The 21,753-nt window shown below is 45.1% G+C and carries 15 protein-coding genes and 1 pseudogene; 13 read left to right on the top strand and 3 right to left on the bottom strand.

From position 1 onward, the window contains the following. Positions 1 to 327: 327 nt before the first annotated feature. The 6 genes from FKN08_RS22580 to FKN08_RS22555 all read left to right on the top strand — a co-directional run bounded on the left by FKN08_RS22580 (position 328) and on the right by FKN08_RS22555 (position 9,266). Complete coding sequence (locus FKN08_RS22580; RefSeq protein WP_170892889.1) at positions 328 to 3,312, top strand: M6 family metalloprotease domain-containing protein; 2,985 nt, start codon at positions 328 to 330, stop codon at positions 3,310 to 3,312. A 174-nt stretch (positions 3,313 to 3,486) separates the two neighbouring features. After that, positions 3,487 to 4,299, top strand: coding sequence for a sugar transporter (locus FKN08_RS22575; RefSeq protein WP_104974337.1), 813 nt, complete (start codon positions 3,487 to 3,489; stop codon positions 4,297 to 4,299). Positions 4,300 to 4,475: 176 nt separating this feature from the next. Beyond that, positions 4,476 to 5,945: a protein adenylyltransferase SelO gene (locus FKN08_RS22570; RefSeq protein WP_170892888.1), complete on the top strand. Its 1,470-nt coding sequence runs from the start codon at positions 4,476 to 4,478 to the stop codon at positions 5,943 to 5,945. Positions 5,946 to 6,157: 212 nt separating this feature from the next. Beyond that, positions 6,158 to 7,156, top strand: coding sequence for a TRAP transporter substrate-binding protein (locus FKN08_RS22565; protein WP_005390503.1), 999 nt, complete (start codon positions 6,158 to 6,160; stop codon positions 7,154 to 7,156). 70 nt (positions 7,157 to 7,226) lie between these two features. Beyond that, complete coding sequence (locus FKN08_RS22560) at positions 7,227 to 7,901, top strand: TRAP transporter small permease (RefSeq protein WP_005390505.1); 675 nt, start codon at positions 7,227 to 7,229, stop codon at positions 7,899 to 7,901. A gap of 3 nt (positions 7,902 to 7,904) precedes the next feature. Further along, complete coding sequence (locus tag FKN08_RS22555; protein ID WP_005390510.1) at positions 7,905 to 9,266, top strand: TRAP transporter large permease; 1,362 nt, start codon at positions 7,905 to 7,907, stop codon at positions 9,264 to 9,266. 42 nt (positions 9,267 to 9,308) lie between these two features. Here the strand turns inward: FKN08_RS22555 and FKN08_RS23875 are convergent, their stop codons facing one another. From FKN08_RS23875 to FKN08_RS22545, 3 genes are all read right to left on the bottom strand, one after another. Beyond that, positions 9,309 to 9,491 carry a hypothetical protein gene (locus FKN08_RS23875; RefSeq protein ID WP_041853050.1) on the bottom strand — a complete coding sequence of 61 codons (183 nt, stop codon included), beginning with the start codon at positions 9,489 to 9,491 and terminating at the stop codon, positions 9,309 to 9,311. Between the two features lie 78 nt (positions 9,492 to 9,569). Then, a complete protein-coding gene (locus FKN08_RS22550; RefSeq protein ID WP_005390512.1) occupies positions 9,570 to 10,907 on the bottom strand; it encodes a sigma-54 dependent transcriptional regulator in 1,338 nt (445 codons plus the stop codon). A gap of 4 nt (positions 10,908 to 10,911) precedes the next feature. Further along, positions 10,912 to 12,717: an ATP-binding protein gene (locus FKN08_RS22545; RefSeq protein ID WP_065645431.1), complete on the bottom strand. Its 1,806-nt coding sequence runs from the start codon at positions 12,715 to 12,717 to the stop codon at positions 10,912 to 10,914. A gap of 40 nt (positions 12,718 to 12,757) precedes the next feature. Here FKN08_RS22545 and FKN08_RS23870 point away from each other — a divergent pair. From FKN08_RS23870 to ppiD, 7 genes and pseudogenes are all read left to right on the top strand, one after another. Then, a pseudogene (locus FKN08_RS23870) lies at positions 12,758 to 12,970 on the top strand (hypothetical protein). Between the two features lie 273 nt (positions 12,971 to 13,243). Further along, positions 13,244 to 14,551: a trigger factor gene (gene tig / locus FKN08_RS22540; RefSeq protein WP_047009482.1), complete on the top strand. Its 1,308-nt coding sequence runs from the start codon at positions 13,244 to 13,246 to the stop codon at positions 14,549 to 14,551. Positions 14,552 to 14,656: 105 nt separating this feature from the next. Further along, positions 14,657 to 15,283, top strand: a complete 627-nt coding sequence (gene clpP, locus FKN08_RS22535; protein WP_005382347.1) for an ATP-dependent Clp endopeptidase proteolytic subunit ClpP — start codon at positions 14,657 to 14,659, stop codon at positions 15,281 to 15,283. 70 nt (positions 15,284 to 15,353) lie between these two features. Further along, positions 15,354 to 16,634, top strand: coding sequence for an ATP-dependent protease ATP-binding subunit ClpX (clpX, locus tag FKN08_RS22530; protein ID WP_005390528.1), 1,281 nt, complete (start codon positions 15,354 to 15,356; stop codon positions 16,632 to 16,634). 129 nt (positions 16,635 to 16,763) lie between these two features. Then, the gene (gene lon, locus FKN08_RS22525) at positions 16,764 to 19,115 is read left to right on the top strand and encodes an endopeptidase La (RefSeq protein ID WP_005390529.1); all 2,352 of its coding nucleotides are present in this window, start codon (positions 16,764 to 16,766) and stop codon (positions 19,113 to 19,115) included. A gap of 191 nt (positions 19,116 to 19,306) precedes the next feature. Then, the gene (locus tag FKN08_RS22520; RefSeq protein WP_005382341.1) at positions 19,307 to 19,579 is read left to right on the top strand and encodes an HU family DNA-binding protein; all 273 of its coding nucleotides are present in this window, start codon (positions 19,307 to 19,309) and stop codon (positions 19,577 to 19,579) included. Positions 19,580 to 19,780: 201 nt separating this feature from the next. Then, positions 19,781 to 21,664: a peptidylprolyl isomerase gene (gene ppiD / locus FKN08_RS22515; protein ID WP_170892887.1), complete on the top strand. Its 1,884-nt coding sequence runs from the start codon at positions 19,781 to 19,783 to the stop codon at positions 21,662 to 21,664. Positions 21,665 to 21,753 lie beyond the last annotated feature (89 nt).

Here is a 21,753-nt window from a genome sequence, read left to right as displayed (position 1 = left end):
TAACGAGCACTGATTAATAGCAGTGCTCGTACATTTATAAAATATGTGGGACGTTGCCCAATTTTATCTACAAAGTCGCAGAAGTTTATTTCTTCTTCCTTTTGTTTCGATACTATTCATTCACTCAATTTATACCCTCGGAAGCCACACTTACAAAAGTATTTGGGCATCCGACGCTTTTGTAACGTGATGCTAAATAATATTGTGTTATCTGAGCGAATTGATACCAGCCTTAGTCGTTAGCCACTCAACTTCATTCTATGTTTATGGGCTATTGTGTACTGGCTGTGCTTGGTATTAAACGAATCGAAAAGATGGAGCCGTACTTTGAAATTCAACACACTCGCCTTGACTATGCTAACTGCGCTTCTTGCAGGTAAGAGCATGGCAACTACTCCGCCATCACCAGTTTGGCATACTATTGCGTTGAGCGATGGTACCTCTAGTGAGGCAATTTTACGCGGCACTGCCGATTTCCACTGGTTTGAAGATAAACAAGGTAATGCCTTGGTTCATGAAGATGGCATTTGGTTTTTTGCACAGATTCAGCGTGAGTCAGACATCCCAACGTTACGCTCGACGGGTGTTGCTAAAACTCAATCGAGTGATGCGCCTGAATTGGCGAAGTTTCGCCCGGATCTACAAGTTAAGCCGCAGTTATCTTCTCTAAAAACCATTGAACCGATGGCGCGCCAAAATCTATTGCGTTCGGCGCAAGGTTATCAGGCGATGAGTAGCTCATCGGTGAAGCAACAACCACTGTTGGTTGTGCAAGTCTCCTTTGATGACCAAGCAATGGTGCATGACTTCGAACAACGTGTGTTTAATACCGATGGCCAAAGCGTTGTCGATTATTTTGATAAAAACTCTCAAGGGAAATTCAAAGTTGTCCCTGCGATTGAGAGTTATGGTACCGCGAATGATGGTGTGATCAATGTGACCGTGGCGCAAAGCCACCCAAATTGCCACTCTAGCTCAACTGACAAGACTTGTACTGCCAAGTTGAATGCGGTCTTCACCGAAGCGTATCAAAAACTGGATCCGTACTTTAATCTTTCGGCTTACGACAGCAATCAAAATGGTACCGTAGAACCGTCAGAACTCTCAGTTATGTTTATTTTTGCGGGTGGCGACCGTTCAACCGGATTCCTTGATCGTCCTTCTATTTGGCCGCATAAATTCTCTCACGATGATGTGACCCTAGATGGCAAAAAAATTGCCGATTATTGTGTGTTTGCTGACTACCAAGTTGATCATCAAGCGACGTTAGGCGTGATCGTACATGAGCTTGGCCATTTAATGCTTGGCTTGCCGGATTTGTACGCAAGGAACAGTGATGCCTCGATCGGTTCTTGGGGCGTGATGGGCGGTGGTTCATGGGCACAGAAACCGGGAGACTCATACGCAGGAGACACGCCAGTGAACATGAGTGCGTGGAGCAAACACGCCGCTGGTTTCGTAGTACCAACGATCACTCATGAAAGCCCGGTGCCTATTTCCGTGAACAACGACGATGCCAAACTGGTGTATCTCGACCCGTACTTGAAAGAGTTCGGCCCACGCGTTTATTTGGAAAACCGTACCTTTAGCGGTTACGACCGAGCATTGGCGGCAGAAGGCATACTAGCGACGTCGGTTAATGTCCAGAATCGCTTTAACGATGTTGGCGCGATGCAGGTTCAAATCATGCAGGCCGATGGTCTGAATGAGTTAGAACATGATGGAAGCAGTGATGCCGGCGATTTGTATCCTAATGGTGGTAATGTCATTTCAGATGCATCGACCCCGGGTCTGAGAGCGATCGCCGGGTTTGATACTGGGGTTCGTATTTCCAACATTGCCAGCAATACCAACGGCGGCAGTTTTTCTCTTGAGCATATAAACGAGCCAAATAAATCGGCATGGTTGAACTCTCTTCACCAAGGTTATGTGTACGCAAGTGGCAGTAACACTCTGGCGGTATCATTGGATTTGAATGCTGAGACAAAGCTTGATGGTCTTCAACTTTACGCGCAAAGCAATAGCGCTCAAAGTGACATGACTTATCGAGTATGGCGATTCCCATTCTCAGGTAACGTGGGCTACCGATTAATATTGGATCAGAACAATGCTGAACTTTTACAGCAAGGTAGCTTCCAAAAGCCATCCCGAATTTTATTCCCTCAACCGAGCCAATTAAGTGCGGGTCAGCACCTGTTAGTAGTGGAATTAGAAGGCGGTGAATTTGAATCGAACTTTGACTTTGGCCGCTTACTAAAAACTGAAAAATCATCCCTGCCTGCAATGTGGACTGGTAATTACAACGAGATAGGTACGTTTGGTTTGGAGCAAGCCGGGTTCTCTTATGTTCCGTTCGCAGCACTCTTGAATGTGGAGGTGAACAACATTGTTGAAGCGAAAGCTGATTCACTGCAAACCGATAAGAATACGCCAGTCGATCTGAACTTGATGGACAATGATTTCATGGCCATAGGGTATCAGTTCAATGTGGACATTGTGCAGAAGCCTGAGCACGGCACCATTTCTGGCAACCAATACCAACCTGAAGCAAACTTTGTTGGTTTGGACAGCTTCCAATATCGTTTGCTGTCTACGGATGGCGTGTATTCGTCTTCGGTTGTGAGCGTGCAGGTCGAAGTACTTGGTAGTAACGAAGCACCAAAAGCGCTCATCGATGTGGATAGCCAGGAGATTACTGCTGGACAGAAAGTAACGTTGTCGGCGGCAAACAGCACAGATGCGGATGGCGATGTGTTGAACTACCGATGGGAGCAATTGGCTGGTACTTCAGTTTCTATCGGAAATTCGACCAGTGCTACGGCAAGCTTTACAGTGCCTCAAGGTATAAAAGCGGGTGAGGTTCTGACATTCCGTCTAACCGTTACTGATCCAAGTAATGAAACCTCCAGTGCTACCGTCAATTTAACCATGCAAAACGCAGCGCCAGTCACGTTAGCAGATACGGCGACCGTTGCCGTTGGTGAAAGCATTGTGATTGATGCTGCTGGCAATGATTCGGATGTGAATGGCGATAAACTGGTTGTAGAAAGCGTACAGAACCTAACGGGCGTGGGAAGTGCGAGTGTAGAGAATGGTAAAATTCGTTTTCAAGCTCCGGATAGTGCGGTTGATAACATCAAGTTGCAATATAAGGTTTCAGATGGCAACGGTGCTACCGCAATAGGTGAAGTGACCGTTACGGTTGTCGCTTCCTTGAAAACAACGACATTCAAGAACTCTGAAGGTAGCGGCAGTGTTTCTTATTGGGCTCTGATGTTACTTGTTGCATTGGGCTGGCGACGCCGCGTCTAAAACGATATCGAATTACGGTATAAGCCACTCACATTGAGTGGTTTAATTTTTGTGCCCGTTTTACTTCCTAGTACCTCTCATTATCTTATGAGATGTGTTTCTCATTATTTTTAAAGCGATTTTTCTATTCAGCGGTTACCCTATGGGCAGATTTTTATAAATTAAGGATGTTGTATGTCAACCGAGGACTTTTCTGTTTCGGCAATATGCCGAGAAGCAGCAGTGATGGTCAGAAGGAACCTACTCGCAATTGTCATTGCTTGTATTCCATTGATCATCGTGCACTCAATTTTTGTGTTTATGTATCCTGAAATGACGGGGCAAGATCAAGCGAACGCTCAAGAAGGAAACATCGCGGGATTTTATTTCGTCACAATCATTTTATACCCACTTGTTGCCGCGATGGCGGCTGTGCGTGTACACCGAATTTATTTGATTGGCGATTACATGCACTCAGCGTTGGATGTATTTCGCTTGTCAGCCAGAGAGTTCCGTTTCATTGGCTGGTGGATATTATTTGGGTTGATGATGATGCTCGTCATTGGTATCCCAATCTTTGTGTTGTCGTTTCTCTATATTGCAGAAAGTGGTGAACCTGATTTTGTCGCCATGGCGTTTATCACAACGGTTGCAAGCATTCCGGGCTATTGGGTGATGGCGCGCTGGTCGTTCGTGTTGCCAGCGACCGCAATGGATCATCAGCCGCGCAGCTTGCGTCGTTCGTGGAACCAAAGCAGACCATACAACAAACAAGTATTCATTTTGATGGGCTTAATTCCATTGGGCGCGGGATTGCTCAGTCAGCTTATCTTTAGTCACTTTACTAACCTCTTCATGCTAAGCCTTGTGGGTGTTGCCTATGGTATTTTCGGTGCGTACCAGTTGGCTTTATTGTCGCTGAGCTATAAAACGGTCGTGGATATTGAACGCGCTCGTTTTGATACACCATCAGAGCCACCAAAAACGGGTGAAGAGTTTTCCGCTTAATCATTTGATCGCTTTTACATACCACTTCCGTTTGTGAGGTGGTATGCAGCGGGTTAATACCTTCCTACCACCTTCGCTTTATTCACGCAAAATACCCATGCCCATTTCATGGCTGAATGACAGTGACGTTCACACGTATACTGACAGCAGTACTTCTTTTTATTAAGGAATCCCACATGTCCATTTGGCAACGGGTCAGTTTCACCCATCGCTTTAGTCAATTGCCGTCAGCTTTCTATACTTTGGTCGAGCCGCAACCCTTGGATAATACTCGTTGGGTCGCTTGGAATGGTGAGTTGGCGCAGCAGTTTGGTTTACCAGCAGAGCAAAACGATGAGCTATTGGCGGTTTTTTCTGGGCAAAGCGAATTCGAACCGTTTCGTCCTTTGGCGATGAAATACGCAGGACATCAGTTTGGCGTTTACAACCCAGACTTGGGCGATGGACGTGGATTGCTGTTGGCGGAAATTGAGCATCAAGATGGCACTTGGTTTGATATTCACCTTAAAGGCGCGGGGCTAACCCCCTACTCGCGAACGGGGGACGGCAGGGCGGTGTTGCGCTCAACCGTTCGTGAGTATCTATGTAGTGAAGCCATGGCAGGGCTTGGGATCCCGACGACCCGTGCTCTTGGCATGATGGTCAGTGACACGCCGGTTTATCGCGAGAAAACAGAATTCGGCGCAATGTTGATTCGTATGGCGGAGACCCACGTGCGTTTTGGCCATTTCGAGCATTTTTTCTATACCAATCAATTGGCAGAGCAGAAGTTACTGGCGGACAAAGTGATCGAGTGGCACTTTGCTGATTGTGCATCGGCAGAGAAGCCATACGCTGCAATGTTTGGTGAAATTGTTCAGAAAACAGCGGACATGATTGCTTATTGGCAAGCGTATGGGTTTGCTCATGGGGTAATGAACACCGACAACATGTCGATCCTTGGTCAAACGTTTGATTACGGCCCGTTTGGTTTTCTTGATGATTATGATCCGGGATATATTTGTAATCATTCCGACTACCAAGGTCGTTATGCATTTGACCAACAGCCAAGAATTGCGCTTTGGAACCTCTCAGCACTCGCGCATGCGCTATCGCCACTCGTTGAGCGAGAAGATTTAGAAGCGTCGTTGAGTCAATTTGAAGTCCGGTTGAGTCAGCAGTTCAGCCGCCTAATGCGTGAGAAGTTGGGTTTAAAAACCAAGATCGCGGAAGATGGACGTTTATTTGAAGCAATGTTTGAGCTCCTTCACCAAAATAACACGGATTACACTCGCTTCTTTAGAACGCTTTCAAATCTTGATACTGATTCTTCTCAAGCCGTAATCGATTTATTTCTCGACCGAGAAGCTGCGCGAGCTTGGCTTGATCTGTACTTAGCTCGATGTGAACTAGAGGTTGATGAACTAGGGGATCTGATTTCAGCCGAACAGCGTTGCGAACAGATGCGTCAAGCCAATCCCAAATACATCTTGCGTAACTACTTGGCTCAGTTGGCGATTGATAAAGCGGAAGAAGGGGACTTTAGTGAATTACACCGATTGGCCGAACTGTTAAAGCGCCCATTTGATGAGCAACCCGAGTTTGATGATTACGCGAAATTGCCACCAGAATGGGGGAAGAAAATGGAGATAAGCTGTTCTTCATAAATGGGTCATTTCCCACCCATTTGAATCTTTTTCTTGGGTGGAATTCACTCGTTATACTCTGTGTTCATGTTAATGGGCTTTGTTAATTTATTGAAATACATATGAATTTTAACATGGTCCATTAATTGCTCTTTGTTGAACATCCGTACCCATCGCCTAATACCTAGTTATTCATGGACGGGATGGGATGTGATTCAACAAGGAGAATAATAATGTTTAAGCCTCTAACTCTACTATCTGTCTCTGCGCTTGCTGTAACGAGCTTTAACGCTGCCGCGAATTGTGACCCAGGTGAAACGGTCATCAAATTTAGCCATGTAACGAACGCGGACAAACACCCAAAAGGTATTGCGGCTTCGTTACTTGAAAAACGCGTTAACGAAGAGATGAACGGTAAAGTCTGTATGCAGGTGTTTCCGAACTCAACGCTTTACGATGATGATAAGGTGTTGGAAGCACTACTAAATGGTGATGTTCAACTCGCTGCACCTTCTCTTTCTAAGTTTGAGAAATTCACCAAAAAGTACCGCCTTTTCGATCTGCCTTTCTTATTCGACGATGTCGACGCTGTTGACCGCTTCCAAAACTCTGAAGCCGGTGAAAAGCTGAAAAACTCAATGAAACGACGTGGTCTACAAGGTATTGCGTTTTGGCATAATGGCATGAAGCAAATGTCAGCCAACAAGCCGCTCATTTCTCCAGCCGATGCTGAAGGGCTTAAGTTCCGTGTTCAAGCTTCTGACGTTCTCGTTGCTCAGTTTGAACAGCTAGGCGCAAACCCGCAAAAAATGTCATTCAAAGAAGTGTACGGTGGCCTGCAAACTAAGGTTATTGATGGTCAAGAAAATACTTGGTCAAACATCTACGGCAAAAAGTTCTTCGAAGTTCAAGATGGCATTACGGAAACGAACCACGGGATTCTGGATTACCTAGTAGTGACGTCAAACGACTTCTGGAAAAACTTACCAGACGATCAGCGCGAGCAGCTAAACACAATCATCCAAGAGGTGACAGCGCAGCGTAATGCTGAGTCGACCAAAGTGAACCTGGCGAACAAAAACAACATCATCGAAGCTGGTGGTGTGGTTCGCACGTTAACGCCAGAACAGCGCCAAGAGTGGGTCACTGCACTTCAGCCAGTATGGAAGAAGTTTGAAAAAGACATTGGTTCTGACCTAATCGAAGCCGCTTTGGCTTCTAACCAAAAATAATAACGCCTAGCACGCTTAGCCCTCTCGATTAGAGGGGGCTCTTTTCCCCTACAGACGACGTGATGTAATTATGGAACAGACTTTTTTTGCCAAGGCTGGACGAATCACCGATGCCATTGAAGAGACTTTGATTGCTTTCTTCCTAGGTGCCATGACCTTGTTAACCTTTGCCAATGTCATCTTTCGTTATGTCTTTAACGACAATATTCTTTGGGCGCTTGAGCTCACCGTCTTTATGTTCGCATGGATGGTGTTGGTCGGCGCTTCTTACGGTGTGAAAAAACACTTTCATATTGGTGTTGATGTGATCATCAACATAGTGCCAGAGGGCAAACGAAAAGCCTTGGCGTTATTTGCTGCAATATGCTGTTTAGCCTTCTCTATTTTGCTTTTAATTGGCTCTTGGAACTACTGGTATCCGTTCGCCACAGACCGAGCGTGGTATGAAACGGATGATATTCCAATGCCGGAAATGCTTCAGTTTATGGCGGATTGGTTAAACGAGGGAGAGCGTTACGAAAAGCTGCCACGTTTTATTCCTTATTTCGCTTTGCCGCTTGGTATGGCGTTGCTAACGCTGAGATTTGCTCAGGCAACATGGCAAATTGCTACCGGAAAGCTCGACCGACTGATTGCAGGGCATGAAGCGGAAGAAGAGCTAGAGGCGCTTCAAGAAGAGATGAGTGATGCCGGTGATCTTATGGCTCCAAAGGCCTCAGACAATTCTAAGAGCAAGGAGCAATAAGTCATGGATATCTTATTTCTATTTTTGATGGTGATTGGCTTCATGCTCGTCGGCGTGCCAATCGCAGTTTCTCTGGGTCTTTCCAGTATTCTTTTCCTTTTGATTCATTCGGATGCGTCTTTGGCGTCTGTTGCTCAAACGTTGTTTAATGCATTTGCTGGACACTACACTCTATTAGCAATTCCATTCTTCATTTTAGCTTCAAGCTTTATGTCGACAGGTGGTGTAGCGAAACGGATCATTCGTTTCGCGATTGCGATTGTAGGCTGGTTCCGTGGTGGTTTAGCGATGGCTTCGGTTGTCGCGTGTATGATGTTTGCCGCGCTGTCAGGTTCATCTCCAGCAACGGTTGTTGCCATAGGTAGCATCGTTATCGCAGGTATGATCAAAAACGGTTACTCAAAAGAGTTTGCGGCCGGCGTAATTTGTAACGCAGGTACGCTAGGGATATTAATTCCGCCGTCTATTGTCATGGTAGTTTACGCTGCCGCGACTGATGTATCAGTTGGACGTATGTTCCTCGGTGGTGTGATACCGGGTTTGTTGGCTGGCGTCATGCTGATGATAGCGATCTATATTGCTGCCCGTATTAAGAACCTGCCAAAACAACCATTTGTCGGTTGGAAAGAGACGTTTGATGCAGCTAAGGATGCAAGCTGGGGCTTGTTGCTGGTGGTGATTATTCTCGGTGGTATTTATGGCGGTATTTTCACCCCAACAGAAGCCGCTGCGGTTGCTGCTGTGTACTCGTTCTTTATTGCCAACTTTGTATACAAAGACATGGGGCCATTTGCTGATAAGCAAAATACTAAGCCTGCGTTAGTCAAAATTTTTCACACCTTCGTTCATAAAGACACCAAACACACGCTTTATGAAGCGGGTAAACTCACCATCATGCTGCTTTTCATTATTGCCAATGCGTTAATTTTGAAGCACGTTCTCACGGAAGAACGCATCCCGCAAATGATCACAGAGTCGATGATGTCAGCTGGTCTAGGACCAATCACCTTCTTGATTGTGGTGAACGTATTGCTGTTGATTGGTGGTCAGTTTATGGAGCCATCAGGCTTATTGATCATTGTTGCACCACTGGTGTTCCCAATTGCGATAGCACTGGGGATCGACCCAATTCACTTAGGTATTATGATGGTGGTGAATATGGAGATAGGTATGATAACACCACCTGTTGGGCTTAACTTGTTTGTTACTGCAGGTGTCGCCAAAATGTCGATGATGAATGTAGTAAAAGCCGCACTGCCATGGGTGGCGGTGATGTTCCTATTCCTCATTATTGTAACGTACGTGCCATGGGTGTCGACTTGGTTACCAACCACCTTGATGGGGCCAGAAATCATCACTAAATAATGGCACCAGATATTTGAAGAAAAACAAAAGAGGTGTGATGATTCACACCTCTTCGTCTATGGGTTTGTAGCTAGGCCTACGAGGGTCTGGGTGGACTCGCCGCTCGTAGCTTCGCCACTTCTTTTTATTCTTGCGCCGCTCTTCGCCTGAACGTCTCTCTTCTTGATATTGCCCGTCTACCATCACGGTATCTGTAATGATCGGTATTCTCACTTTCTCGTTCATATCCGTAACAACCATGATGAATCAGTTATTAAAAATTATGATTCAAGTTGGATATAATACCAATCCTTGAGAATCGTTTTATTTGTAGAGCTCTTTATCTATTTGATAGCGTTGCATTTTGTCATACAGAGTTTTTCGAGGCACATTCAGTTGCGCCATTGTCTGTTTAATGCTGCCGTTATTTTCCAGTAATGCGCCTTCAATGGCTGCTCTCTCGAACTCTGCTACTTGTTCTGCAAGACTTGAAGAAGGCTTGGCAACCGGAGTCGATTCTCCTAACTGAATTAATTTACCCAATAGCACGAAACGTTCAGCTGCATTTCTTAGTTCGCGAACATTGCCTGGCCAGTCATGGTTCATCAGTTGGGCGAGGTCGTGGGATGACAAGCTAGGAGAGCTTTTACCGTAACGTGAAGCCGCTACCAATAGGAAATGATGGAAGAGGGCAGGGATGTCTTCTTTCCGTTCACGCAGTGGCGGGAGATCTAAGGTAACCACATTCAGTCGATAGTAAAGATCTTGGCGAAAGGTTCCCTCTTCAGCAGCACGTTTCAAATCGACTTTGGTGGCGGCAATCACTCGAATATCTAAGGGCAAGAGTTCATTCGAGCCGACACGCTCAATCACACGCTCTTGCAGTACTCTCAGTAAACGGATTTGGGCTTGGATTGGCATTGACTCGATTTCATCCAAGAAAAGTGTACCGCCTTGAGCAAATTCAAACTTACCGATACGGCGGCTTTCTGCGCCAGTAAATGCGCCTTTTTCATGCCCGTAGAGTTCGCTCTCAATCAAATTCTCTGGTACTGCACCACAATTTACTGCGACAAAGTTTTGGTTCCGTCGAGAGCTTTGCTCATGCAAAGAACGGGCGATTAACTCTTTACCTGTACCAGTTTCGCCAAACAATAAGATATCTGCATCAGTATCGGCGATGTGAGCAATGGTTTCGCGTAACATTTGAATGCTAGACGTTTCTCCGATAACACGAGGTCCGAGCGTTTTACTTGCCTTGAGAGACAGGCGTAACTTCTCGTTTTCAACCGTTAATTGGCGCTTCTCAATGGCGCGCTTGACGGTTTCAACTAGGTGCTCAGGTGGGAATGGCTTTTCGATAAAATCATACGCTCCTTGGTGTAACGCATTAACCGCCATTGAGATATCGCCATGACCAGTAATCATAATCACGGGAAGATGGGTGTCTTTTCGCACAAGGGTATTCAGTAAATCCATCCCTGAAATACCGGGTAAGCAAATATCGGTAATCACCACTCCTGGCTCGGCTCCCTGCTTAATGGCGAGTAAGGCAGATTCAGCGTCTGGAAAGAATGTGGCATCGATATCTGCCAATTCAAACGTTTGTTCTATTGCCAGTCTAAGATCGGCTTCATCATCAATAAAAAACACCTGACACATGATCTCATCCTTTTGATTGTTCTGTGTTGTTAGGAGCGATAGGTAAACACAATGAAAATCGAGCTCCGCCTTGTTCTCGATTTTGGGCACATAATCTTCCGTTCATACTGGCTAAGATTTGTTGCGAGATAGAGAGTCCTAAACCTAACCCATTTTGTTTGGTAGTTAGGAAAGGCTCACACAAGTCCGAAAGTGAGAAATCTCCAAGCCCTGGACCATTGTCATCTACATGAATCCAAACCAAACCGGCATGTTCGTCTTGCTCTATGGATAACTGTACTTGTTTGTCTTGTTGCTCTTTGAGAGCCTCTATCGCATTGGTCAGTAAATTAACCAACACTTGTTCAAGTTGAATGATATTGATCTGAACTTCAACATCGTGCTCTGGTACCTGCGTTTCTAGCGTGACACGTGCAGATTTAAGTGCGGGTTTCATCAGCTCTTTGACTGAGGCAATTACTGGAAACAAACGAGATTGAGCCAGCTCGTTTCCACTGGTTTTTTTAGCGAAAGAACGAAGCTGCTGACTGATGTTTGCCATACGATCAGTGAGGGCTGAGATGCGAGTTAGATTATCTTCCACTCGCTCATATTTTTCTTTTTGGAGGAACAGCTTGCCGTTTTCAGCAAAGCTGCGAATGGCCGCAAGTGGATTATTCAGTTCATGACTGATACTGGCTGACATTTGCCCCAATACTGCTAGTTTCGCAGCTTGAACGAGTTCGTCTTGCGTTAGGCGAAGTGTTTGTTCGGTTTCTATTCTCTGGGCGATTTCTGCTTGCAATTCTGCGGTGCGAGCCATGACTTGATATTCAAGTTTTTGATTGGCCTCTTGTTGAATTCTCTCAAGTTGTAAGTGGCGTTGTTGACGGTGATAGATGAGCTGGCCAATTAAAAACAACACTGTGAATGCAAGAGTAAGTACAAAAATGTAACCCATAGTGAGCCAGACGATAGACTGCTTGGGAGATAGTACACGGATGGTCAGCTTGAGCTCTGGTAGGGGCAACGAAGAGACCACCAAGGTCCCTTTGTTATATGGGTAACCTTGTTTAAGCTCAGAATGCGTTTCCTCCACATTGCCCACCAATCCTAGAGTTTCAATTGGCTCATCAAGGTATTGTCGGCTTGCCCAAACTTGTTTTCTTTCATTCTCAGTCAGTGGTTGTAAGCTTTTGAGTAGCCAATCACTTCGGCTGCTCATGAAAACAATCCCGTGCGGATCGCTCGCGACGAACACACTATTTGGTTGCTGCCAGTTGTCTTCTATCTTACTCAAGTCCATCTTAACCACGACCACACCAAGGACGCCGCCCGCGTATATGATCGGATAAGAATAGTAGTAGCCACGCTTACCCGAAGTCGAACCCAGCGCGTAGTATTGGCTTCGTTCTCCAACGATTGCTTGTTTGAAATAAGGGCGGAACGCAAAATTTCGTCCAATAAAAGATCGCTCTTTACGCCAGTTGCTGGCCGCGACCGTCGTACCCCATTGATCGATTAAATAGGTATCTGCCGCTTCAATCACGTCATTAACGGATTCTAAATACCGATTGGTGAGTTCCAGTTGGGCACTGTTATTTGGATGCAGTAACGCTTGATGGAGAGGGTCATCTTTGGCCAGAAGGTTAGGGATATGGGCGTATTTATCGAGTTTGTTTTTAATATGACTAGAAAATTGCTCAAGTTGGGACTGGTGTTTATCAAGCAATGATTGATAACTAGTCTGCCAAACCCAATGACCACCTATGATTGCGCAAAGGAAATAGAAGGCAAAAAAAGTCAGCAGAATCCGGTTTTTTTGCGACATCCTTACACTCCTTAAACCTTTCCTTTGGTCACGTAAGAAAATGTTAATAGTTTGTAGGGAGGATTAGGGATTTAGTTTTCAACTCTGTGGAGTAAAACAAGAGCAAGATCTCTTTTTAGGCTTTTCGATAAAAAAACCGGTCGATTCTCTTGAAAAAGTCGCTATTGTCCCCATTCTAGATATGCTGACGATACTTAGACGGTGTTTGAATCGCATTTTTGAAGAAAAAATGGGTCAGCATTCGAGAATTTAGCGCAGACAATGTCCACATAGTGGCTATTGGCTCGACAGGGTTGCGACAGATCGCTAGAATGTCGCGTCTAAAAATTCTGTCCTGAGGCTAATAGGAGATACCTTTGGTAATTTTATCGAAGATATCACTGATTAGTCCGGTACTGACAAACAGTATCGATACTCGATTTAAATTAGGTGTTCGGACAGAACACTACACAAGGATGAAGCGTAAGCTCCGCTGAGTTTCGCTCATACGCTCGGAAAACCGAGCCACTTTAGAGGTTTATATATAATGCAAGTTACTGTTGAAACGCTAGAGGGCCTAGAGCGCCGTCTAAACATTACTGTTCCAGCTGCAAACATCGAAGACGCTGTAACAGCTGAACTACGCAACATCGCTAAAAACCGTCGTTTCGATGGTTTCCGTAAGGGTAAAGTGCCTCTAAAAATGGTTGCTAAGATGTACGGCAAAGCAGTACGTCAAGACGTTCTTGGTGAAGTTATGCAACGCCACTTCATCGAAGCTATCGTTAAAGAGAAAATCAACCCAGCTGGCGCTCCAACTTTCGCTCCTGTAGAAAACAAAGAAGGTTCAGACCTAGTTTTCACTGCAACTTTTGAAGTTTACCCAGAAGTTGAGCTTCAAGGCCTAGAAAACATCACTGTTGAAAAACCGCTAACTGAAGTTAAAGACGCAGACGTAGAAGAGATGATCGATACTCTACGTAAGCAACAAGCTACTTGGGTTGAAGTTGAAGAAGCAGCAGAAGATGGCAAACGCGTAAGCATTGACTTCGTTGGTTCTATCGACGGTGAAGAATTCGAGGGCGGTAAAGCTGAGAACTTCCCACTAGAAATGGGCGCTGGTCGCATGATTCCTGGTTTCGAAGACGGTATCGCAGGTAAAACTGCAGGTATGGAATTCGACATCGACGTGACTTTCCCAGAAGATTACCACGCTGAAAACCTAAAAGGTAAAGCAGCTAAGTTCGCAATCAAAGTGAACAAAGTTGAAGCTCGTGAACTACCAGAACTAAACGACGAGTTCGTTGCTAAGTTCGGTGTTGTTGAAGGCGGTGTTGAAGCACTTAAAGCTGAAGTTCGTAAAAACATGGAACGCGAGCTTAAGCAAGCTGTTAAGAACCGCATCAAAGAGCAAGCGATTGACGGTCTAGTTGAGCAAAACGACATCAACGTACCATCAGCGCTTATCGAGCAAGAAATCCAAGTTCTACGTCAACAAGCTGCACAACGCTTCGGTGGTAACCCAGAAGCTGCTGCTCAGCTTCCACGTGAACTGTTCGAAGAGCAAGCTAAACGTCGCGTAGTAGTTGGTCTTCTACTAGGTGAAGTAATCAAGTCTGAAGAGCTAAAAGCGGACGACGAGAAAGTTAAAGCTCTGATTGAAGAAATGGCTACTGCATACGAAGATCCATCAGAAGTTATTGCTTACTACGAGCAAAACGAAGAAATGATGAACAACATGCGCAACGTAGCTCTAGAAGAGCAAGCAATCGACGCGATCATCGCTAAAGCACAGGTTTCTGAGAAAGAAGTAGGCTTCAACGAGCTACTTAACCAACAACAACCTGCTGCTTAATAAGCAATATCTTGCGTAGAAGGTTGACTTAACGTTAACTATTCTGCTAACAATGGTCCGTATGATAGTCATCATCCGGGCCATTTATTTTAGGGACATAAGAATATGAGCTACCAAGAAAAAAATGCAATGTCGCCAATTATGGACGCGCTAGTACCAATGGTGGTTGAACAAACTTCCCGCGGCGAACGCTCTTACGACATCTACTCACGTCTGCTGAAAGAGCGCGTGATTTTTTTAACGGGTCAAGTGGAAGACCACATGGCAAACCTTGTCGTGGCTCAGCTACTTTTCCTAGAATCTGAAAATCCAGATAAAGATATTTTCCTATACATCAACTCGCCAGGCGGCAGCGTAACAGCTGGTATGTCTATCTACGATACCATGCAGTTTATTAAGCCAAATGTTAGCACTGTATGTATGGGTCAAGCATGTTCAATGGGTGCCTTCCTGTTAGCAGGTGGTGCGCCAGGTAAGCGCTACGTACTGCCTAACTCTCGTGTAATGATCCACCAACCATTGGGTGGTTTCCAGGGTCAAGCTTCTGATATCCAAATCCATGCTCAGGAAATCCTGACCATTAAGCAGAAGCTAAACAAGTTGTTAGCAGAACATACTGGCCAACCTCTTGAAGTCATTGAGCGCGATACTGATCGTGATAACTTCATGTCATCAGAGCAGGCTGTGGAATACGGTATCGTGGATGCAGTGTTAAGCCACCGCGGCGAGTAATTAGCCAGCGCATTTTGGCAAAAATTGATATACACTCATTCATGAAGAGTAAAGGCTAAGAGGTTAGCGAATGACAGATAAAAGCAAAGAAAGTGGCAGCGGTAAATTGCTGTACTGTTCTTTCTGCGGCAAAAGTCAGCACGAAGTTCGCAAGCTAATCGCAGGTCCGTCAGTGTACATTTGCGACGAGTGTGTCGACTTATGTAACGATATTATTCGCGAAGAAATCAAGGATGTTCTCCCTAAGAAAGAATCTGAAGCGTTACCAACGCCAAAACAGATCCGTGAACACCTTGATGACTATGTGATCGGGCAAGATTACGCGAAAAAAGTGCTCGCAGTTGCGGTATATAACCACTACAAGCGTTTACGCAATGGTGATACAACGAGTGAAGGTGTGGAGCTTGGTAAAAGTAACATCCTTCTAATTGGCCCAACAGGTAGCGGTAAAACACTACTTGCTGAGACATTAGCTCGATTCTTGGATGTGCCATTTACAATGGCAGACGCAACCACACTAACCGAGGCTGGTTATGTGGGTGAAGACGTTGAAAACATCATCCAAAAGCTTCTGCAAAAATGTGATTACGATGTAGCTAAAGCTGAACGCGGCATCGTTTACATTGATGAAATTGATAAAATTTCACGCAAAGCTGAAAACCCATCTATTACGCGTGACGTATCTGGTGAAGGTGTTCAGCAGGCGCTACTAAAACTTATCGAAGGTACGGTTGCATCGGTTCCACCTCAAGGTGGTCGTAAGCACCCTCAGCAAGAATTCCTGCAAGTGGACACGTCGAAGATCCTGTTCATCTGTGGTGGTGCATTTGCTGGCCTAGATAAGGTGATTGAGCAGCGTGTTGCAACAGGTACAGGTATTGGCTTCGGTGCGGAAGTTCGTTCTAAAAACGAATCGAAGACCGTGGGTGAGCTATTTACTCAGGTTGAGCCTGAGGATCTAGTGAAGTACGGACTCATTCCAGAATTCATTGGTCGTCTTCCTGTGACAACAACACTGACTGAGCTTGATGAAGAAGCGTTGATTCAGATCCTATGTGAACCGAAGAACGCATTAACCAAGCAATACGCAGCATTGTTTGAGCTTGAAAACGCTGAACTTGAGTTCCGAGAAGATGCGCTGCGCGCTATCGCTAAGAAAGCAATGGAGCGTAAAACAGGTGCTCGTGGTTTACGCTCGATCCTTGAAGGCGTATTACTGGAAACCATGTACGAACTGCCATCTGCGACAGACGTAAGTAAGGTCGTGATTGATGAGTCCGTCATTAATGGTGAGTCAGAGCCATTGCTTATTTATAGCAACTCAGACAATCAGGCCGCTGGAGCAGAGTAAATTCAGCCGTAATGAAAAAGGAGGTAAGTAATTACCTCCTTTTTTTATTTCTCTTATTGAATCCAAACAATTAGCCCCCATATAAATCGATAAGTAATACGTAAACGTGAAAGCGGAAGAGAGAATTATATGAACTTGGAACGTTCCGAGCGTATCGAGATCCCGGTACTACCTCTACGTGACGTAGTGGTCTACCCGCACATGGTTATTCCATTGTTTGTTGGTCGTGAGAAATCGATTAGCTGTTTAGAAACGGCGATGGAAACCAACAAACAAGTTCTTCTTGTGGCACAAAAGCAAGCTGATACTGACGAGCCTACGGTTGACGACCTATTTGAAGTAGGTACGGTAGCCACCATTCTCCAGCTACTGAAGCTTCCGGATGGCACAGTAAAAGTACTGGTTGAAGGCCAGCAACGTGCGAAAATTAATCACTTTAAAGAGAGTGACTTCTTCCTAGCGGAAGCGGAATTTGTGGTTACGCCAGAATTGGATGAGCGTGAGCAAGAAGTGATTGTTCGCAGTGCGATCAATCAGTTTGAAGGCTTCATTAAGCTAAACAAGAAGATTCCACCAGAAGTTTTAACCTCACTCAACGGTATCGACGAAGCAGCACGCTTAGCGGATACCATTGCAGCTCATATGCCGTTGAAGCTGGTGGATAAGCAGCAAGTACTTGAAATTGTTGATGTCACTGAGCGTCTGGAATTCCTAATGGGCCAGATGGAATCAGAGATCGATTTGCTGCAAGTTGAAAAACGCATTCGTGGTCGCGTTAAAAAGCAAATGGAAAAATCTCAGCGTGAGTACTATCTGAATGAGCAAATGAAAGCGATTCAGAAAGAACTTGGTGAGATGGAAGACGCACCAGACGAGTTCGAAACGCTGCAGAAGAAGATTGACGAATCAAAAATGCCTCAAGAGGCACGTGAAAAGACTGAGCAAGAGCTGCAAAAGCTTAAGATGATGTCTCCAATGTCTGCCGAAGCAACAGTGGTTCGTAGCTACATCGATTGGATGGTCAGCGTGCCTTGGGCTAAACGCTCAAAAGTTAAGAAAAATTTAGCGAAAGCAGAAGAGATTCTTAATGAAGACCACTACGGTCTAGAGCGCGTAAAAGAGCGTATTCTTGAATACTTGGCGGTTCAAAACCGAATCAATAAGTTAAAAGGTCCAATCCTTTGTCTTGTTGGTCCTCCAGGTGTGGGTAAAACGTCTCTTGGTCGTTCAATTGCTTCTGCTACGGGTCGTAAGTACGTTCGTATGGCGCTGGGTGGTGTACGTGATGAAGCAGAAATCCGCGGTCACCGCCGTACTTACATTGGCTCATTGCCAGGTAAATTAATCCAGAAGATGTCGAAAGTTGGCGTGAAGAACCCATTGTTCTTATTGGACGAAATCGACAAAATGTCTTCAGATATGCGCGGCGATCCGGCATCAGCGCTATTAGAAGTACTTGATCCTGAACAGAATAACTCGTTCAACGATCACTACTTAGAAGTGGATTACGACCTTTCTGACGTTATGTTCGTTGCAACCTCGAACTCAATGAACATTCCAGGTCCATTGTTAGACCGTATGGAAGTTATTCGTTTATCTGGTTACACCGAAGACGAGAAGCTGAACATTGCAAAACGTCACCTTGTTGATAAGCAAGTGAAGCGCAATGGTCTAAAACCGGATGAGATCATCATTGAAGACTCTGCGATTATTGGCATCATCCGTTATTACACTCGTGAAGCGGGTGTCCGTAACTTAGAACGTGAGATCTCTAAGATCTGCCGTAAAGCCGTGAAGAACATCTTGCTGGATAAAGACATCAAGTCAGTAACGGTAACGATGGACAACCTAAAAGAGTACTTGGGTGTTCAACGTTTCGATTACGGTAAAGCGGATGAAAGTAACCGAATTGGTCAAGTGACAGGTCTAGCTTGGACAGAAGTGGGTGGTGATCTGCTAACGATTGAAACTCAATCTATGCCAGGTAAAGGTAAACTGACGCAAACGGGCTCTCTTGGTGACGTGATGCAAGAGTCTATTCAAGCCGCAATGACAGTAGTTCGCTCTCGTGCAGAAAAACTGGGTATCAATACTGACTTCTACGAGAAGAAAGATATTCACGTGCACGTACCAGAAGGCGCGACGCCAAAAGATGGCCCAAGTGCGGGTACTGCAATGTGTACTGCTTTGGTTTCAGCTCTGACAGGTAACCCAGTGAAAGCCGAGGTGGCGATGACGGGTGAAATCACACTGCGTGGTGAAGTCCTACCTATCGGTGGCCTAAAAGAGAAGTTACTTGCGGCACACCGTGGCGGCATTAAGACTGTGCTAATTCCAAAAGACAACGAGCGTGATTTGGAAGAGATTCCTGATAATGTTATCGCTGATCTGGAAGTCATCCCTGTCCAGTGGATTGATGAAGTACTGAAAGTCGCACTAGAGCGAGACCCGACGGGCGTTGAGTTTGAGTCTCAAAAATAGTGATGTGCAGCAAAAATAAGTAAAAGTTTACGCTGATAAGTCTAAAAAGGCTTGTCAGCGTTTTTTTTGGGCGCTAAGTTAGTTTCGATAGCTGCCAGCCCTTGACGAATAAGGGATGGAGCATATTTTCTTAACAATGGAACGAAAGTCATCACAAAAATAATCACAGATGACACAAAGGGGAAATTACAGTGAATAAAACTCAGTTAGTAGAACAAATCGCAGAAAATGCAGACATTTCTAAAGCGTCAGCGGGTCGTGCTCTAGATGCATTCATCGAAGCAGTAAGCGGCACTCTTCAGTCTGGTGATCAAGTTGCTCTAGTTGGCTTTGGTACATTCAGCGTTCGTACTCGTGCTGCACGTACTGGTCGTAACCCAAAAACTGGTGAAGAAATCCAAATCGCAGAAGCAAAAGTACCAGCTTTTAAAGCTGGTAAAGCACTGAAAGACGCTTGTAACTAATCACAGCGTTAATTCTGTAACCGGCCATTTGCTTAACTTTTGCTCAAACAATAAGTTTCGAACAAAAATTTACAAACTTCGAGCCGAACTTTCTTAAATTATGCGCATCATACTGATGCGCATTTCTTTTTCTGATATTATTGCGCCATTATTTCTATTAGATAGAAGCAGTAGGCTTCAATTGTGGAGAGCAGTTAAATTATGATGGATCGACTACGCGAAGGCGTGAATAGCATCGCGGTCAAAATTATCCTTGGGCTTATCATCCTGTCTTTCGTTTTTGCAGGTGTGGGTAGCTACATCGTTAGTGGTAACAACAACTCTGCAGCGAAAGTCGGTAACACTGAGATTCCTCGTGGTGAGTTCGAGATGGCATACCAAAATGAGCGTAACCGTATGCAAGCTCAGTTGGGTGACTACTTCTCTCAAATGCTGGCTGACCCTGCATATGTTGAATCTTTCCGCAAATCCGTTTTAGATCGAATGATCAATGACGTGTTGCTTGACCAACAAGCAGAAGCTTTAGGTCTGCGAATCAGCGACACCCAAGTTCGCAGCATGATTCTAGACATGCCTCAATTCCAATCTAATGGTCAGTTCGATCAAGAGATCTATCAAGCTTCTCTGCGTCGTGCAGGCTTTTCGCCAGATTCTTTTGCTGAGTACATGCGTCGTGAATTGGTTCGTGAACAACTGCTGAATGCACTACAAAACAGTGAATTTATTCTGCCAGGTGAAGTACAGGCAGAAGGTAAGCTGTTTACTCAAACTCGTGATATTCGCACGATTAAAATCGACTTAGCAGAGTTTGCGAAAAACATTGAATTGACTGACGAAGAAATTCAACAGTACTACAAAGCAAACCCTGATAACTTTACTCGCCCAGAGCAGGTTAGAGTCGCTTATATCGAACTGTCTGCTGAAGCGCTAAAGGAACAAGTTAATGTTTCTGATGCTGAGGTGAAAAAGTACTACGAAGAGCACTTAAACAAATACTCTTCAGAAGAGCAGCGTCGTGTCGCTCATATTCTTGTAGAAGGGGACGATGAAGCAAAAGCGCAGGCTATCCTAGATGAGCTAAATGCGGGTGCAGATTTTGCGACGCTTGCTCAAGAGAAATCTGACGATTTTGGCAGCGCTGAAAACGGTGGTGACTTAGGTTGGATTGAGCGTGATGTGATGGACCCTGCTTTTGAAGAAGCGGCATTCGCGTTGAAGAATCCAGGCGATACGTCGGGTCTAGTAAAGTCGGACTTTGGTTACCATATTATCAAGCTTGAAGAGCTAAAAGACTCTGTGGCGAAGCCATTTGAAGAAGTAGCCGCTGAAATCAAACAAGAAATGGTTGACCAACAAGCGGTTGATCAATTCTACGAGCTACAAAGCGAACTTGAGCGCGTAGCGTTTGAATACCCAGACTCATTGTATGACGCTTCTCAAGCCGTTAACCAAGAAGTGAAGACAACGGACTTTATTTCTCAGGTTGACGCACCTGAAGTGCTTCGTAACCCTGCGGTAATGCAAGCAATCCTTAGCCCTGAAGTAAAAGAAGATGGCTTAAACTCTGAAGCTATCGAAGTTGCACCTGAACATATTATTGTTGTTCGTGTTGAAGATGCACGTGATGAGACGGTTCTTCCATTAGAAGAAGTGAAAGATCAGGTTATTGCAGAGCTTTCTCGCGTTAAGGGTGAGCAAGATGCGATGGAACTTGGTACACAGGTTGTTGCTGCATTGAAAGAAGGTAAGACAGATGTGCTTACTGAAAACAACCTTGCATTTGGTGAACAAGAGACAGTAGATCGCCGTTCTCCGTTGGCAACAACGGTATTCGCGATGGCAAAACCAGTCGATGGCAAGCCAGTATATGGTCAGTCTAAAGATCTTGAAGGTAACATTGTTATCATCGAGCTTGATGCTGTAAATGCTGAGCTAGATAGTGAGTTAGAAGAGCAAGTTGCGATGCAAATGCAGCGTGCATCTTCTCAGCAAGACCTATCCTCTGTGCTAGCAGTACTGCGAGCAAACACTGACATTGAGTACTTTATTGGTAAGCGTCTACGAACCGACTCATTGACTTTCTAATATCTACGCAGATACCGCCAACTAAGGCGGTATCTGTCATTCTGAGCGGTATTCTGTAGGGGCGGACTATTCCGTCTTTGGCATTTTCC

Source organism: Vibrio sp. 1-2 (7-a) (genome assembly GCF_013048515.1).
In the GTDB taxonomy this organism is placed as follows: domain Bacteria; phylum Pseudomonadota; class Gammaproteobacteria; order Enterobacterales; family Vibrionaceae; genus Vibrio; species Vibrio diabolicus.
This window is presented reverse-complemented; position numbering and strand designations above follow the sequence as displayed.